Below are 15,288 nucleotides of genomic sequence, written 5' to 3' on the forward strand. Positions count from 1 at the left end.
CGTGAGCGCCGGCGCGCCCGGAGCCGGGCCGACCGTCCTGGTCACCGGCGGCTCCAGCGGGCTCGGCGCGGCGGTGGTCGCCGCGGTGGCCCGCGCCGGTGGACGCCCGCTGGTGCTGGACCGGCAGCGCCCCGCCGACGGGGTGCCGTGGGTCGAGTGCGACCTGGCCGACACCCGCGCCGCCGAGGCCGGCACCCGCGATCTCGCGGAACGCTCCGGCGGGCTGGACGCCGTGGTCACCGCCGCCGGGATGGACGTGCCCGGGAAGCTCGCCGACATCCCGGCGGAGACCTGGGAGCGGATCGTCACCGTCGACCTGCTCGCCACGGCCGCGGTGATCCGGGCCGCGCTGCCGTGGCTGGAGGCGTCCCGGGGCAGCATCGTCACAGTCGCCTCCACGCTCGGCGTGAAGGCGGTCAGTGACGCGACGGCGTACTGCGCGGCGAAGTTCGGGGTGGTCGGGTTCACCCGGGCGCTCGCCGCCGAACTCGCCGGAGCGGTCGGCGTGACGCTGCTGATCCCGGGCGGGATGCGGACCGCGTTCTTCGACGAGCGGGACGCGCAGTACCGCCCCGGCACGGACGCGGTGCTCAACGAGCCCGCCGACACCGCCGCCGCGGTCATGTTCGCGCTGTCCCAGCCGGCCGGCTGCGCGGTACGCGAGATGGTGGTCTGTGCCGCGCAGGAGTCCTCGTACCCGTGATCCTGGTGCTGCGCGCGCTCGGGGTCGGTGACCTGGCGACCGCCGTGCCGGCGTTGCGTGGCCTGCGCGCCGGCCTGCCGGGCCGGGAGCTGGTGCTCGCCGCGCCGGCCTGGCTGGCGCCGCTGGCGGAGCTGACCGGGGCGGTCGACCGGGTGCTGCCCACCACCGGGCCGGACCGGATCGGGTGGACCGGGCCGCCGCCGGAGGTGGCGGTCAACCTGCACGGCCGGGGACCGCAGTCGCACCGGGCGCTGGCCGCCGTCCGCCCCGGCCGCGTGCTGGCCTACCGCAATCCTGGCGCCGGGCACCCGGACGGCCCGGCCTGGGACGACGACGAGCACGAGGTCCGCCGCTGGTGCCGGCTGCTGCACGCGTACGGGCTGCCGGCCGACCCGGCGGACCTGGCGCTGCGGCGTCCGGCGGCGGCCGGCGTGCCGGCCGGGGTGACGCTGCTGCACCCGGGCGGCAAGATCCCGGCGAAGCGCTGGCCGGCGCAGCGGTTCGCCGGCCTGGCCCGGGAGCTGGCCGCGCGCGGGCACCGGGTGGCGGTGACCGGCTCGCCGGACGAGCGGGCGCTGGCCGAGCGGGTCGCCCGCGACGGCGGGCTGCCGCCGGAGGCGGTGCTGGCCGGCCGGACCGGACTGGCCGAGATGGCCGCGCTCGTCGCGGACGCGCGGCTGGTGGTCAGCGGGGACACCGGCGTGGCGCACCTCGCCACCGGCTACGGCACCGCCTCGGTGGTGCTGTTCGGCCCGGTGCCGGCGGCACACTGGGGCCCACCGCCGGACCGGCCCCGGCACCGGGCGCTGGGTGCGATCGGACCCAGCGCCGTCAACCCGGATTCGACCGGGTCGGGCGGGGTAGGAACCCACCCGACATTGGATGCCATCGGGATCGACGAGGTGGTGGCTGCGGTGGCCGACGTGGAACGGGTCTCCGGTGCGGTTGCGGCGTAGCGATCCGGGCCGGCCGGGGTACGCGCGCCGGCGCCGCGGCAAGGGCTGGCTGTTCCTCGACCCGGCCGGCGAGCCGGTACGCGACGCCGGGGAGCTGACCCGGCTGCGTGAGCTGGTCATCCCGCCCGCGTGGCAGGACGTGTGGATCTCGCCGTACCCGAACGGCCACATCCAGGCCACCGGCATCGACGCGGCGGGCCGCAAGCAGTACCTCTACCACCCGGGCTGGCGGCGCAAGCGCGACGAGGCCAAGTTCGACCACGTGCTGGAGGTGGCGCACCGGCTGCCCGCACTGCGCGACCGGGTCACGCACGACCTGGCGCTGCGCGGCCTGCGCCGGGAACGGGTGCTCGCCACCGTCGCCCGGCTGCTCGACATGGGCGCGTTCCGGGTCGGCAGCGACCAGTACGCCACCGGCGACGACCCGACGTTCGGGGTGGCCACGCTGCGCCCCGAGCACGCCCGTTCCCGGGGCGGGTGCGTGGTGTTCGAGTTCCCGGCCAAGGGCGGCATCGACCAGGTCCGCCGGATCGAGGACGCCGAACTGTGCCGGGTGCTGCTCGACCTGCGCCGTCGCCGGCGTGCCCAGGAGCGGCTGTTCGGCTACTGGGACGGCCGCTCCTGGCGTGACGTGCGCAGCGACGAGGTCAACGACTACCTGCGCGACGCCAGCGGCGGTGAGATGACCGCGAAGGACTTCCGTACCTGGCACGCGACGGTGCTGGCCGCCGCCGAACTGGCCACAGTGGGCCCGCAGCGGTCCGCCACCGCCCGCAAGCGTGCCGTGGCCGGGGTGATGCGCTCGGTGGCCGAACTGCTCGGCAACACCCCGACGGTGGCCCGCACCTCGTATGTGGACCCGCGCGTGGTCGACCTCTACCACGACGGGGTGCTGGCGCCGGTGCAGCCGGAGATGCCGCGCGAGGCGGTGGAGAAGTCGGTGCTGGCGCTGCTGGAGGAGGAAGCCGGCTGACCGCCGACCGGCCCCGTCGGTCCTGGGGGGAAGCGCGACGGGGCCGGGAATCTCGGCGCCGGTGCGGTCCCGGGGAGCCATCACCGGGCGGGGCCGCCCGCGGCCGGGACCGCCGCGGGCGCCACGCCCGGCCCCCCGATATCCGTGGGCTCACCGCGAGCGGTAGCCCGAGTTTCAGTATGTACGGGACAGGTTGACGGCGGATGCCTCGCTGTTGACGATCCGTGCCGGTTCCAGGTGACGAGCCCGGTACGCCTGGGGTGTCTCACCCTGCGCGGCCCGGAAGACCCGGCTGAAGTGCGCCTTGTCGCGGAAGCCCCAGCGGGCGGCGATGACCTGGATCGAGCGGTCGCTCAGCGCCGGGTCGGCGAGGTCGCGGCGGCACCGGGCCAGTCGCTCGTCCCTGATGTACGCGGCCACAGTGGTCTCCTCGTCCTCGAAGAGCCGGTGCAGCGAACGCACCGAGATGTGGTGCGCGTCGGCGATCGCGCCCGGGTCCAGCGTGGCGTCGCCGAGGCGCTGGCGCACGTACGACCGCACCTGGGCCCGGAGGGCGCGACGCCGGACCTCGGTGGGCACCTCGTCCTCGGAGACCAGGTTGCGGCCGAGCAGCGTGGCGATCAGGTCGAGCCCGACGGCGCCGAGCCGCTCCGCGTCGGCCGCGTGGTACTGCTCGGGCTGGGCGGTGATCCGGATGAGGAAGTCGGCGACCAGCCCGCCGACGCCCTCGGAGCCGGACATCCGGCCGGCGAACAGGGGAGCGAGCCGGCGTGGCGGCAACGGCAGCGCGTCGTACGGCATCAGGGCCACGATCGAGCGCGCGTAGTCGAGCCCGGCGGGGTCGGCGTGGTGACTGAGTTCGTGCGGCCGGGAGCAGTCGTAGAAGGTGAGGTCGCCGGGGCGGCACCGGGCGCGCCGCCCCTCCTGGTCGGCCTGGCTGGCGCCGCTGACGGTCAGCGCGAGCATGTAGTAGTCGGGGTCGGAGCGCTGGATCAGTTTCGCGGTGCGCACGCAGTCCACCGACGGGTAGCGGTGGCGGATGAGCTGCATCGGGCCCAGGTCGATGAACTCCGCGCGCGCGACGAAGTCGTCGGCGTGCGCGCTGCGCACGCGCAGCGGCGTCGGGGTCCTCGCCATCGTGTCCAGCCACATGCCGAAGCGCTCCGGCGGCGGCAGCGCCGCCGTGTCGAGGACCTGACGTTGCAGCTTCCCGTCCATCAACGACCCCCCGTGGCTCGTCACTCCTCCTCTAAGCAGGACGCCCCACGGGGTCGAAAAGCGACACCCGTGGGGCGTGACGTCCGTCATTGACGGATTTGGAAACCTTCTGTTAGGAGTCCGTTCAGTCGTTCAGCACCTGGGACAGCCGGTCCCGGAAACGACGCTCGGAATCGGTCACCGCGTCGCCGCCCAGACCCAGGATGCCGCCGGTGGAGGCCGCGCCCACCACCTGCTCGGCGATCTCCACCAGCCAGTGCCGGTACGCCCCGGCCTGCCCCTCGTCCACCCGCGCGGTGAGCAGCGCGGACGCCTGCCCGGCCCGGGCCAGCACGTCCTCGATCATCGCCTTCGGGTCCTGCGGCGTGATCACCGGCAGTTCCGCGCCGGTCTCCGGGTCGCCCACCCGGTCGACGACCTCACCGGCCACCGCGGCGACCAGCGGACTGGCCGACTCGCGGCCGGCCGCGATGGTCTCCAGCCCGGCGGCGTTCTCCGCCATGGTGCGGCGGGTGCCGTCGGACTCGGCGGCGGCCGCCGCGGTGAGGACCGACTGCGGCAGCCCCACCAGCAGCCCCCACTCCTCGTCGGAGACGCCGAACCGGGTGTACGCCGGCTGCTCGATCACGATCAGGCCCCTTTCGCCGTGGTCGTCGTTGTCGACGGGCGCCCCCGTGGCGCCCGGGTCAGGCTAGTCCAGCTCCAGCAGGCCCTGTTCGGACACCACGCGCACGGACAGCGTCTTGTAGCCCACCTCGTCGAAGAGCACAGTCATCCGGTCCTCCTCGTAGCTGAGCACCAGGCCGGCGCCCCACTCCGGGTGGCGTACCTGGCTGTGTACCGGGAACGGCCCGACCGCGCCGTCACCGGCGACGCTGGTGCCCGCGTGGCAGTTGTCGCAGTGCCCGCAGACCTCGGTCATCTGCTCACCGAAGTACGCCAGCAGGGCCTGGCCCCGGCAGCCGGTGGTCTCGGCGAACGCGCGCATCATGTCGGTGCGCGACCGGGTCACCGTCTGCTGCCGTTCCGCCTCGGCCAGCGCGGCCCGGCCGGACTCGGCGGCCGCCGGGGCGTACCGGGGTGCGCCGATGCGCTGCCCGGCGCGTGGCTCGGCGGCGCCGACCTGCTCCAGCAGGGAGAGGTACTGCCCCATCTTGCGCGGACCGAGGCCGGTCAGCTCGCGCAGCTCCTTGCGGTTACGGGCCTTGCCGCGCAGCAGCGCGGCGAGTTCGGTCAGTTCCTTTTCGTCCGGCAGGCCGCCGCTGAAGTAGCGCTGGAGGCCGACGTCCTCGGAGCGCCACAGCAGCAGTACCCGGGCCGGCGAGCCGTCGCGACCGGCCCGGCCGATCTCCTGGAAGTAGCTGTCCGGCGAGTCGGGCAGCGCCATGTGCACCACCCAGGCGATGTTCGGCTTGTCGATGCCCATGCCGAACGCCGACGTGGCCACCATGATCGGCACCCGGTCGGCGAGGAACGCCTCGTGCAGCTCGTGCCGGGCCGCGGTGGGCATGCCACCGTGGTAGAACTCGGCCGGGAAACCGGCGCCGGTGAGCCGCTCGGCCAGCTCCTCGGCCGCCCGCCGGGTCGGCACGTAGATGATGCCGGGCCGCTCGTCGTCGCGCAGCAGCGCGACCAGTCGCCGCCACCGGTAGTCGTCGGTCGGGCAGTGGGCCACCTCCAGGAAGAGGTTGGGCCGGTCCAGCCCGGAGACCACCACCTCCGGCTCGCGCAGTAGCAGCCGGGCGATGATGTCGTCGCGTACCGGCGGGGAGGCGGTAGCGGTGAGCGCCACCACCGGCGGTCGGCCCAGGCCGTCGATCAGGTGACCGAGCGCCAGGTAGTCCGGCCGGAAGTCGTGGCCCCACGCGGAGATGCAGTGCGCCTCGTCGATCGCCACCAGCGCCGGCTTCAGCTCGCGGACCTCGGCGAGCCGGTCCGGGTTGCTCAGCGCCTCCGGCGTGATGAACAGGAACTCCGCGCGCCCGGCCCGGATGTCCTCGATCGCCTCGGCCTGCTGGGCGGCGCTCTCGTCCGAGCTTATCCGTACCGCGCGCAGCTCCGGGCGCTGCCGTTCGTTGAGCGCGGCGATCTGGTCCTGCTGCAACGCCAGCAGCGGGGAGATCACCACCGTCGGGCCGGGGATCAGGCTCGCCGGGATCTGGTAGATCGCCGACTTGCCGGCGCCGGTGGGCAGCACCACGAGGGCGTCGCGGCGCTTCATCACGGCGCGCATGGCGGCGAGCTGGTTGGGCCGCAGCGCGGTCCAGCCGAACAGGTTCCGCGCCGCCCGGCGCAGGCTGGAGGAGTGCGTGGTCAGTTTCATCAAGCGCCTCAGCTACCCCCGGCGATCCCGCGCGAAACCGGCACCGCCGCTCACCGCCGGGGCGCGGATCAGCGGCGGAACATGGCCCGGATCGCGATCAGCAGGAAGAGGCCGCCGACCACCAGGCCGAGCAGGCGTACGCCGGGGATGTCGGCGGCGCTGGTGGCGTCGGCGAGCGGCTGAACGGACATGTGGGAACTCTCCCACGCGAGGTCCGGGGGCGCCAGCGGCTAACAGTAAGGATTGTTGACTATTTAGCGGTGCGGTGTGACCATGTCAGCACCCGCCGGCCCCGGCGGGTCCGTGGGGGAGACGGGGGTACGACAGCACATGAGCGAGCGGACCGAGGGATCGACCGGAGACCTGGCGGCGCTCGCCGCCGCCGTCCTGCAACCGGGGTTCGTCGGCACCACACCGCCGTCGTGGGTGTGCCGCTGGCTCGGCGAGGGCCTCGGCTCGGTGGTCCTGTTCGCCCGCAACGTCGTCGACCACGAGCAGGTCGCCACGCTCACCGCGAACCTGCGCGCCGAGCGGCCGGACGTCATCGTGGCGATCGACGAGGAGGCCGGCGACGTCACCCGGATCGAGTCCGCCCGGGGCAGTTCCCGTCCCGGCAACTACGCGCTCGGCGCTGTCGACGACCCGGCGCTGACCGAGGAGGTCGCCCGCGACCTCGGCGCCGAACTCGCGGCCGTCGGCGTCACGCTGGACTACGCCCCGGACGCCGACGTCAACTCCAACCCGGCCAACCCGGTCATCGGGGTGCGCTCCTTCGGCGCCGACCCGGACCTGGTCGCCCGGCACACCGCCGCCTGGGCACGCGGCCTCCAGGCCGGCGGCGTCGCCGCCTGCGCCAAGCACTTCCCCGGGCACGGCGACACCCGGGTCGACTCGCACCACGACCTGCCACGCATCGGCGGCGACCGGGCCCGGCTCGACGCGGTCGAGCTGGCCCCGTTCCGCGCCGCCGTGGCCGCCGGGGTGCAGGCGGTGATGACCGGCCACCTGCTGGTGCCGGCGCTGGACCCGGAACTGCCCGCCACGCTCAGCCCGCGCGTGCTCGGCGGCCTGCTGCGCGAGGAGATGGGCTTCGGCGGCGTGGTGGTCACCGACGCGGTCGAGATGCGCGCGGTGGCCGACCGGTACGGCTTCACCGGCGCCGCGGTGCGCGCGCTCGTGGCCGGCGCGGACGCGATCTGTGTGGGCGGGGAACGGGCCACCGAGGCCGACGCCCGCGAGCTGCGCGACGCGATCGTGGCGGCGGTGATCAGCGGGGAACTGCCCGAGGAGCGGCTCGCCGAGGCGGCCAAGCGCGTCGGTCAGCTCGCCGCCTGGAGCGTCGCCGCCCGCGGCCGCCGGGTCGCCGGCCCGCCGTCCGCCGACGGCTCACCGATCGGGCTCGCCGCCGCCCGCCGTGCGGTACGGGTCACCGGCGACGCCGCGCTGCTGCCGCTGACCGGTCCGGCGCACGTGGTGGAGTTCGCGCCGCCGCGCAACATCGCCATCGGCGAGGAGACGCCGTGGGGCATCGCCGCGCCGCTGGCCCACCTGGCGCCCGGCACCACCACCGTCCGCTACGCCGCCGACGCCGTACCGGCCGACGCGGGCGCGACACCCGCCGGCCGGCCGCTGGTGCTCGTGGTACGCGACCTGCACCGCCACGACTGGATGCGGGACGCGGTACGCCGGGCGCTCGCCGCCCGCCCCGACGCGGTGGTGGTCGAGCTGGGCGTGCCCGAGCTGGTCACCGGCGCGGTGCATCTGGCCACCCACGGCGCCACCGCCGCGGCGGCCCGGGCCGCCGCCGAGGTGCTGACCGGGGCGCGCTGACTCCCGGTCCGGCCGGGTGGGGAGGTCCCCCGGCCGGGCCGGGCCTCACGGCTTGTCGGCCACCAGGTCGGCGTACTCCGGGTGGCGCTCGATGAACGAGGCCACGAACGGGCACTGCGGCACGATCCGGCCGCCCCGGGTGCGGACCTGGTCCAGCGCGCCCCGGACCAGCGCGGCCCCGACGCCCTGACCCTGGAACCGGTCGTCGACCTCGGTGTGCGTGAACACCAGCGTCTCTCCGCGCGGCGTGTACGCGGTGAACCCGGCCAGCGCGTCGTCCACCAGGATCTCGAAACGGCGCTCGGCGGTGTTCTCCTCGACCAGAAAGCTCACCGGATCATTCTCCCTCCGGGCCCGGCCAGCCGGTCCAGTTCGACCAGCAGCCGGTCCACCTCGTCGACGGTGTTGTAGTGGTAGACGCTCGCCCGCACGGCCCCGCCGCTGCTCCGCAGGCCCATGCCCTCGAAGTACTCGTAGGCGTAGTAGTCGCCGTGCGACAGGCACAGGCCTGCCTCACCCAGCGCCGCCGCGGTCTGCGCCGGGGTCAGGCCGGCGACCCGGAACGACACCGTCGGGCAGCGCCGGGCCGGTGCGCCGTACACGGTCACGAACGGGCGGTCGGCGAGCCCGGCGAGCAGCCGGTCGAAGACCGCCTCCTCGTGCGCCTGCGCGGCGGCCAGCCCGGCGCGTACCCGCTCCCGCCGGTCGCCGGTCGCGGCCGGATCCAGGCCGGCCAGGTGGTCCACCGCGGCGGTCACCCCGGCCAGCAGCGGGAAGCTCGGCGTGCCGTACTCGAACCGGTCCGGCACCGCGTCGGCGGAGGGCACGAGCTTCGCCGGGCGTAGCGCCTGCCACCGCGCCGGGTCGGCGACCATCGCCGCCAGGTGCGGCCCGGACCACTTGTACGCGCTGGTCACCAGGAAGTCCGCGCCGAGCGAGGCCGCATCGGTCGGGCCGTGCGGCACCGAGTGCACGCCGTCCACGCACACCAGTGCGCCGGCGGCGTGCGCGGTCTTGGCGATCGCCGCCACGTCCGGCACGGTGCCGATCGCGTTGCTGCCCGCGGTCACCGCGACCAGCCGGGTCCGCTCGGTGACCAGGTCGGCGTACTGGCCGGCGGGCAGCTCACCGGTCGTCGGGTCGAACTCTGCCCAGCGCACCGTGGCGCCGGACGCCTGCGCGGCCTGCACCCACGGGCGGACGTTCGCGTCGTGGTCCAGCCGGGAGACGACCACCTCGTCGCCCGGACGCCAGCCGGCGCCGAGCGTCCGGGCCAGCGTGTACGTCAGCGCTGTCGCGCTCGGCCCGAGCACCACGCCCGACGGCTGCGCGCCGAGCAGGTCGGCGACCGCCGCCCGCGCCCCGGCGACCAGGTCCAGCGCCCGGCGGCCGGGCAGGAAGGCGGTGCTGCGGTTGCCCGTCGCGGCGCGCATCGCCCCGGCCACCGCCTCGACGACGGCGGCGGCGGTCTGGGTGCCCCCGGCGCCGTCGAAGTGGGCGAATCCCTCGCTCAGGGCAGGGTAGGCGGCCCGGACCCGGGCGACGTCGAAAGCCATTCCGGCACCCTAGCGCGCACCCCGGACGCCCCGCCCGGCGTGGCCGTCCCGCGCCCGCCCGCGAGGGCGCCGTGGCGTTCGCCGCCTATCCTTGGACGGGTGACGATCCGACGCGCCACCTCCGCCCCCGCCCGTCGCGCCGCCGGTCTGCTCGCCGGTCTCGCCCTCGGCGCCGCACTGCTCGCCGGATGCAGCTCCGAGGGCGCCGAGACCGACTGCGGCCTCGACGCCTGCACGATCACCTTCGACCGTGGCGTGGAGGCCAGCGCCCGGATCCTCGGCGTCGAGGCGAAGCTGATCGGCGCCCAGGACGACCAGGTGACCGTCGAGGTCGCCGGGGAACAGCTCTCGCTCACCGTGGGTCAGCAGGCCACCGAGGTGGCCGGCTTCCAGGTCAGCCTGGACAGCGTCACCGACCAGCAGGTGGTGCTGCGGGTCGCCCGCGACCTCGCCGGCTGATCCGTTTCGGCCGTCCCGGCGGGCGGCGACGTTTGGAAAATCGCCCGCCGGGAGATTGAGGGCTCATGTCTCTCACCCGGAATGCCGGAGCCACCGCCGCACAGGCTCGAAACAGCCGGTGGCTCGAACTGTTGACCCGTGCCGGATTCATCGGATACGGGGTGGTGCACCTCCTCTTCGCCTGGCTGGCGCTGCAGATCGCCTTCGGGAACTCGGGCGAGGAGGGAAACCAGAACGGCGCGCTGCGCACCCTCGGTGAACAGCCGCTCGGGAAGTTCCTCCTGATCGCGGTCGCGGTCGGCCTGTTCGCCATGGCGATCTGGCAGGCGTTCGAGGCGATCTCCGGCCACGTCTCCAGGACCGGCAAGGAACGACTGTTCGAACGGATCGCCTCGGCGGTCCGGGTCGTCGTCTTCGTCTGGCTGGGCTGGACCGCGATCAAGGTCTTCCAGGACGCCAGCTCCAACGCCTCGGACCAGCAGCAGCAGCTCTCCGAGAAGCTGATGGCCTCCGACGGCGGCCGGTGGCTGGTCGGGCTGGCCGGGCTCGCGCTCGCCGCGCTCGGCGTCGGCATGGTGATCTACGGCCTGAAGAAGAAGTTCGAGCGCAACCTCAAGACCGGCGAGATGAGCCCGAAGACCCGCCAGCTCACCCGTCGTCTCGGCATGGCCGGCTACGCCTCCCGGGGCGCCGTCTTCGCCATCGCCGGCGTGCTTGTCGTCGTCGCCGCGGTGAACTACGACCCGGAGAAGGCGCGTGGCCTGGACGCCGCCCTGCGGACGCTGCGCGACCAGTCGTACGGGCCGTGGCTGCTGGCGCTCATGGCGCTCGGCATCGCCGCGTTCGGTGTCTACTGCTTCTTCCAGTCCCGGTACCGCAAGGTCTGATCCTGGTCGATACCCGGGCCGCCGGGCACCATTGGGCCTTTGCCCGATTCCCGCCCGGTCGGAGGGAGAGAGAGTTCGTGCAGAGTTACGTCGTGACAGTCGCCGCCGCGCTCGCCGCGGCGGCGATCGCGTTGGTGCTGGCCCAGGTGGTGCACCGCGTCATCCGCCGCCTCGGCCGCCGCTCGCTGCTGATGACCGAGCTGACCGAGCACGCGCACCGCGCGTTCCAGCTCGCCCTCACCGTGGCCGCGGTGCAGTTCGCGGTCCGGTTCACCACCGCGTACGCGGTCGGCAGCCCGTGGCGGCAGTTCGTCCTGCACACGCTGGTGCTCGCGACGATCGCCGCCACCGCCTGGCTGGTGGCCTCGCTGCTGGTCGTGGCGGAGGACACCGCGCTGGCCCGGTTCCGGGTCGACGTGCCGAACAACAGGCACGCCCGCCGGGTGCGCACGCAGGTGGTGCTGCTGCGCCGGCTCACCATCGCGGTGATCGTGATCCTCACGGTCGGCGTGATGCTGATGACGTTCCCGGCCGTACGCGGCGTCGGCGCCGGTGTGCTGACCTCCGCCGGTGTGATCGCCGCGGTCGCCGCGCTGGCCGCGCAGAGCCTGCTCGCCAACGTCTTCGCCGGTCTCCAGCTCGCGTTCAGCGACGCGGTACGCCTGGACGACGTGGTGGTGGTCGAGGGGGAGTGGGGCCGGATCGAGGAGCTGACGCTCAGCTACGTGGTGGTGCAGATCTGGGACGACCGCCGGCTGATCCTGCCCACCTCGTACTTCACCAGCCGGCCGTTCCAGAACTGGACCCGGACCGAGGCGGCGGTGCTCGGCACGGCCGAGTTCGAGCTGGACTGGGCCGTCCCGGTGCAGGCGATGCGGGAGGAACTGCGCCGCCTGTGTGAGGGCACCGAGCTGTGGGACGGCCGGGTCTGCGTGCTCCAGGTGACCGACGCGACCGGCGGCATGGTCAAGGTCCGCGCGCTGGTCAGCGCCGCCGACGCGGGCAGCCTGTGGGACCTGCGGTGCCTGGTCCGCGAGCACCTGGTGACCTGGGTACGCGACCAGCGCCCGACCGCCCTGCCCCGGCTGCGCGCCGAGGTCGGCGAGGTCAACGGCCTGCTGCCCTGGCAGGCGGTGCAGCCGCGCCGCCCGGTACGCCGCCCGACCGGCACCGAGGCGCCCGACGACGCGCGTGTCTTCGGCGGCAGCGACGACGGCGAGGCGCGCAGCGAGGTGTTCGTGGGCCGGGAGGAGCACGCCGAGGCGCGTCGCTGACCCGTACCCCGATCGGAGCCCCCGGCCGCCCACGGCGCCGGGGGTTCGGCGCGTACGGGCGGCTTTCCGGCCGGACGGGTTTGGCCGGGCGGTTGCGGGGGACGTGGTGCGCACGCCCCGGATCCGGTGCCCGGCACCGGATTCCGGCGGCGCGCGGCCGGGCGGACCGGCTGCTCCGCGCAGGATTGACGGGCGGCGACTCCGGGCATACAGCGCGGTGATGACGAAAGGAGGACAGCATGGCTGACGTCGCGAGTCGCAGCACGTCGCGGACCGGGAGCGAGCCGTCCACCGCCGAACTGGTACAGCGCGCCACCGAGCAGGTCACCCGCCTGGTGCGGGACGAGCTGGCCCTGGCCCGCGCGGAGCTGACCCAGAAGGGCAAGCACGCCGGAATCGGGATCGGTCTGTTCGGCGGCGGCGGGGTGATGGCGCTCTACGGAGCCGGCGCCCTGGTCGCCACCGTGATCCTGCTGCTGGCGCTTGTCATGCCGGCGTGGCTGGCCGCCCTGATCGTGGCGGTGGCGCTGTTCCTGCTCGCCGGGATCCTGGCTCTGGTGGGCAAGAAGCAGGTCAGCCGTGCCGTCCCGCCGGTGCCTGAGGCGGCGGTCCGCAGCGTGCGGGCGGACGTCGACACGGTCACCGCCGCGGTGAAGGACGGGAGGCGGGCATGACCGGTAACGGGACCGGGGACGTGGCGGCGCTCCGGGAGGAGATCCGCCGGACCCGGGTGGAGCTCGGTGAGACGATGGAGCTGCTCGCGGCCAGGGCCGATCCGAAGGCGCTGGTGCGGCACTCGGCTGAGCAGGCGAAGGCGCGGATGCGCGAGCAGGCGTCGCTGACCGCGGCCCGGGTGCGCGGGCGGGCGGCCCAGCGCGCCCGGCTGGTCCGGGCGCAGGCGTACGAGAAGGGTGAGGCGGTCGGGCGCAACCCGTTGCCGTGGGCGGCCATCGCGGCCGGCGCGCTGGTGACCGCGGTGGTGCTGGTGATCGTCCGAGGGAGGCGCAGGTGAGCGGCAGGATCGGCAAGGCGGCGTACAAGCCGGTGGGGGTGCTGCTCGGCCTGGCCGCCGGTGCCGTCGCCGGGGCGATCTTCCGCCAGGTCTGGAAGGTGACGGCGGGCGACGGCGAGGCGCCGAGCGCCACCGACGAGGACCGCCGCTGGGGCGAGGTGCTCGCCGCCGCGGCCCTGCAGGGGGCCATCTTCTCGGTGGTGCGGGCCGCCGTCGACAGGGGCGGAGCGGTGGGCGTACGCCGGCTGACAGGTCGCTGGCCGGACTGACGAAAAGGCCGGAAAGGCCCCTTTCCCGAGCGCGGGGAGGGGGCCTTTCGCATGGCTCCGGCGGGGCCGCGCAGCGCCGTCCGCGCGACCTTCAGGTCACATGTCGGAGAATTTCGTCCGCTAGGCTGTGCGAAGTTTTTGCGTACGTGGTTTGCTTTCTCACGCTGTTGAGAGACGCGTGGGTTGAGAGAAGTCTCCTGCATTGGGGGCCGCCTCAGGCACCGCTGCTCGAAAACGGCCAATCGGCCGCACGGCGTGCTCGGCCGCCAGTTTTAGAAGGAGATACACATGGCGCAGGGAACCGTGAAGTGGTTCAACGCTGACAAGGGCTTCGGCTTCATCACCGTCGACGGCGGGGGTGCTGACGTGTTCGTCCACTTCTCGGCCATCCAGACCAGCGGCTACCGCACGCTGGAGGAGAACCAGCGGGTGGAGTTCGAGATCGCCCAGGGTCAGAAGGGTCCGCAGGCCGAGCAGGTCCGCCCCATCTGAGCTGACCGCACCGGCCGCGCCGGCCGGTGCCGGAAGCCCCGCATCCCGTACGGGAGGCGGGGCTTCGCCTTGCCGCGCCTCAGCGGCGCCGCGCCCGCATGCCCCACCAGAGCCCGGCCAGTCCGAACAGGACCAGCACCGGGCCGACCATCGCCCAGATCCGCTTGTCGCTCATGACGCTGCCCTCGACGTAGCCGAGGCCGAGCACCGTCCACAACGCGCCGATCACCACGGCGAGCAGCCCCACTGTGAGCCGGAACCAACCCCTCATCGTTCCCCCTCCGACGACAGTCCCGCTCCAGCATGCCCGCCGCCGGCGCCCGGCGACGCCGCGCCGCGCGGCCGGTTCACCACCGGTCGTGCACCTGCGGGCGGATCAGCTCGTCGTAGGTGGCCCGCACCGCGGCCAGCTCCACCTCGGTCAATGCCGGCTGCCCGGCCGCCTCGGCGTTGCGCCGTGCCTGCTCGGGGGAGCGGGCGCCGGGGATCACCACAGTCACGCCGGGCTGGTCGAGGATCCAGCGCAGCGCGAACTGCGCCATCGTGCGGTCGTCGCCGACCAGCGGCGCGAGCCGGCGTACCGCCTCCAGGCCGCTGTCGTAGTCCACACCGGAGAACGTCTCGCCGACGTCGAACGACTCGCCGTGCCGGTTGAACGTGCGGTGGTCGTTCGCCGGGAAGGTGGTGTTCTCGTCGTACCGCCCGGAGAGCAGGCCGCTGGCCAGCGGCACCCGGGCGATGATCCCGACCCCGGCGGCAGCGGCGGCGGGCAGCACCCGCTCCAGCGGCTTGTGCCGGACCGCGTTGAGGATGATCTGCACGCTCGCCACACCGGGCCGGGCGATGGCGGTGAGCGCCTGGTCGCAGGTCTCCACGCTGACGCCGTACCCGGCCACGCGGCCCTCGGCGACGAGCGTGTCGAGGGCGTCGAAGACCCGGTCGTCGGCGAAGACGGCGGTGGGCGGGCAGTGCAGCTGCACCAGGTCGAGCGTGTCGACGCCGAGGTTGGCCCGGGACCTGTCGGTCCAGGCCCGGAAGTTGTCCAGGGTGTACGCCTCCGGCGTCTGCTCCACCCGGCGGCCCATCTTGGTGGCGACGGTGAGCCCGTGCCCGGGGCGGGAGCGCAGGAACCGGCCGATCAGGGCCTCGCTGCGGCCGTCGCCGTACACGTCGGCGGTGTCCAGGAAGGTGACGCCGGCGTCGACGGCGGCGGCCAGGACGGCGAGCGCCGCGTCCTCGCTGACCTCGCCCCAGTCCGCGCCGAGCTGCCACGCGCCGAGTCCGATGATGCCGACGTGCCGGCCGAGCCGGTCGAAGCTGCGCTGTTCCATCCGGT

Annotated in this window: 19 protein-coding genes; 11 read left to right on the top strand and 8 right to left on the bottom strand. The window is 74.2% G+C overall.

What is annotated here, in order from left to right; translation table 11 throughout:
* Position 1 precedes the first annotated feature (1 nt).
* Genes O7546_RS08990 through O7546_RS09000 form a run of 3 tightly spaced genes read left to right on the top strand, consistent with a single transcriptional unit; the run spans position 2 to position 2,632 of the window.
* Positions 2-703, top strand: coding sequence for an SDR family oxidoreductase (locus O7546_RS08990; protein WP_269696535.1), 702 nt, complete (start codon positions 2-4; stop codon positions 701-703).
* Positions 700-1,659 (top strand): glycosyltransferase family 9 protein, encoded by a 960-nt coding sequence (locus O7546_RS08995; protein WP_281600728.1) that lies wholly within the window; start codon positions 700-702, stop codon positions 1,657-1,659. The genes O7546_RS08990 and O7546_RS08995 overlap by 4 nt, the downstream gene beginning before the upstream one ends.
* Positions 1,643-2,632 carry a DNA topoisomerase IB gene (locus O7546_RS09000; protein WP_281600729.1) on the top strand — a complete coding sequence of 330 codons (990 nt, stop codon included), beginning with the start codon at positions 1,643-1,645 and terminating at the stop codon, positions 2,630-2,632. Before O7546_RS08995 ends, O7546_RS09000 begins: the two co-directional genes overlap by 17 nt.
* Positions 2,633-2,806: 174 nt before the next feature.
* On the opposite strand, the gene O7546_RS09005 is transcribed toward O7546_RS09000, so the two are convergent.
* From O7546_RS09005 to O7546_RS09020, 4 genes are all read right to left on the bottom strand, one after another.
* Positions 2,807-3,850 (bottom strand): helix-turn-helix domain-containing protein, encoded by a 1,044-nt coding sequence (locus O7546_RS09005; protein ID WP_281600730.1) that lies wholly within the window; start codon positions 3,848-3,850, stop codon positions 2,807-2,809.
* Between the two features lie 124 nt (positions 3,851-3,974).
* Positions 3,975-4,478 (bottom strand): hypothetical protein, encoded by a 504-nt coding sequence (locus O7546_RS09010; protein WP_135239346.1) that lies wholly within the window; start codon positions 4,476-4,478, stop codon positions 3,975-3,977.
* A gap of 63 nt (positions 4,479-4,541) precedes the next feature.
* A complete protein-coding gene (locus tag O7546_RS09015) occupies positions 4,542-6,173 on the bottom strand; it encodes a RecQ family ATP-dependent DNA helicase (protein WP_281600731.1) in 1,632 nt (543 codons plus the stop codon).
* Between the two features lie 68 nt (positions 6,174-6,241).
* The gene (locus tag O7546_RS09020) at positions 6,242-6,364 is read right to left on the bottom strand and encodes a hypothetical protein (RefSeq protein WP_255533053.1); all 123 of its coding nucleotides are present in this window, start codon (positions 6,362-6,364) and stop codon (positions 6,242-6,244) included.
* A 139-nt stretch (positions 6,365-6,503) separates the two neighbouring features.
* Between O7546_RS09020 and O7546_RS09025 the strand changes: the two genes are divergently transcribed.
* The gene (locus tag O7546_RS09025; protein WP_194801016.1) at positions 6,504-8,003 is read left to right on the top strand and encodes a glycoside hydrolase family 3 protein; all 1,500 of its coding nucleotides are present in this window, start codon (positions 6,504-6,506) and stop codon (positions 8,001-8,003) included.
* A 45-nt stretch (positions 8,004-8,048) separates the two neighbouring features.
* Here O7546_RS09025 and O7546_RS09030 read toward each other — a convergent pair whose 3' ends face one another.
* Entirely contained in the window at positions 8,049-8,336 is a 288-nt protein-coding gene (locus tag O7546_RS09030; protein WP_194801017.1) for a GNAT family N-acetyltransferase, read from the bottom strand.
* Positions 8,333-9,559, bottom strand: a complete 1,227-nt coding sequence (locus tag O7546_RS09035; protein WP_194801018.1) for a cysteine desulfurase-like protein — start codon at positions 9,557-9,559, stop codon at positions 8,333-8,335. The genes O7546_RS09030 and O7546_RS09035 overlap by 4 nt, the downstream gene beginning before the upstream one ends.
* A 99-nt stretch (positions 9,560-9,658) precedes the next feature.
* Here O7546_RS09035 and O7546_RS09040 point away from each other — a divergent pair, with 99 nt between their 5' ends.
* The 7 genes from O7546_RS09040 to O7546_RS09070 all read left to right on the top strand — a co-directional run bounded on the left by O7546_RS09040 (position 9,659) and on the right by O7546_RS09070 (position 13,952).
* Entirely contained in the window at positions 9,659-10,018 is a 360-nt protein-coding gene (locus O7546_RS09040) for a hypothetical protein (protein WP_194801019.1), read from the top strand.
* 65 nt (positions 10,019-10,083) lie between these two features.
* Entirely contained in the window at positions 10,084-10,905 is an 822-nt protein-coding gene (locus O7546_RS09045) for a DUF1206 domain-containing protein (protein WP_194801020.1), read from the top strand.
* 77 nt (positions 10,906-10,982) lie between these two features.
* Positions 10,983-12,179 (top strand): mechanosensitive ion channel family protein, encoded by a 1,197-nt coding sequence (locus O7546_RS09050; protein ID WP_194801021.1) that lies wholly within the window; start codon positions 10,983-10,985, stop codon positions 12,177-12,179.
* 239 nt (positions 12,180-12,418) lie between these two features.
* Positions 12,419-12,853 carry a phage holin family protein gene (locus O7546_RS09055; protein ID WP_013474843.1) on the top strand — a complete coding sequence of 145 codons (435 nt, stop codon included), beginning with the start codon at positions 12,419-12,421 and terminating at the stop codon, positions 12,851-12,853.
* Positions 12,850-13,191, top strand: coding sequence for a DUF3618 domain-containing protein (locus tag O7546_RS09060; RefSeq protein ID WP_194801022.1), 342 nt, complete (start codon positions 12,850-12,852; stop codon positions 13,189-13,191). The genes O7546_RS09055 and O7546_RS09060 overlap by 4 nt, the downstream gene beginning before the upstream one ends.
* Positions 13,188-13,460: a DUF4235 domain-containing protein gene (locus tag O7546_RS09065; protein WP_194801023.1), complete on the top strand. Its 273-nt coding sequence runs from the start codon at positions 13,188-13,190 to the stop codon at positions 13,458-13,460. The genes O7546_RS09060 and O7546_RS09065 overlap by 4 nt, the downstream gene beginning before the upstream one ends.
* 288 nt (positions 13,461-13,748) lie before the next feature.
* Entirely contained in the window at positions 13,749-13,952 is a 204-nt protein-coding gene (locus O7546_RS09070) for a cold-shock protein (protein WP_007075740.1), read from the top strand.
* A gap of 79 nt (positions 13,953-14,031) precedes the next feature.
* Here the strand turns inward: O7546_RS09070 and O7546_RS09075 are convergent, their stop codons facing one another.
* Positions 14,032-14,223, bottom strand: coding sequence for a hypothetical protein (locus tag O7546_RS09075; RefSeq protein ID WP_194801024.1), 192 nt, complete (start codon positions 14,221-14,223; stop codon positions 14,032-14,034).
* A 76-nt stretch (positions 14,224-14,299) separates the two neighbouring features.
* A complete protein-coding gene (locus O7546_RS09080; RefSeq protein ID WP_194801025.1) occupies positions 14,300-15,283 on the bottom strand; it encodes an aldo/keto reductase in 984 nt (327 codons plus the stop codon).
* Positions 15,284-15,288 lie beyond the last annotated feature (5 nt).

The organism is Micromonospora sp. WMMA1976, assembly GCF_027497335.1.
Taxonomy (GTDB): domain Bacteria; phylum Actinomycetota; class Actinomycetes; order Mycobacteriales; family Micromonosporaceae; genus Micromonospora; species Micromonospora aurantiaca.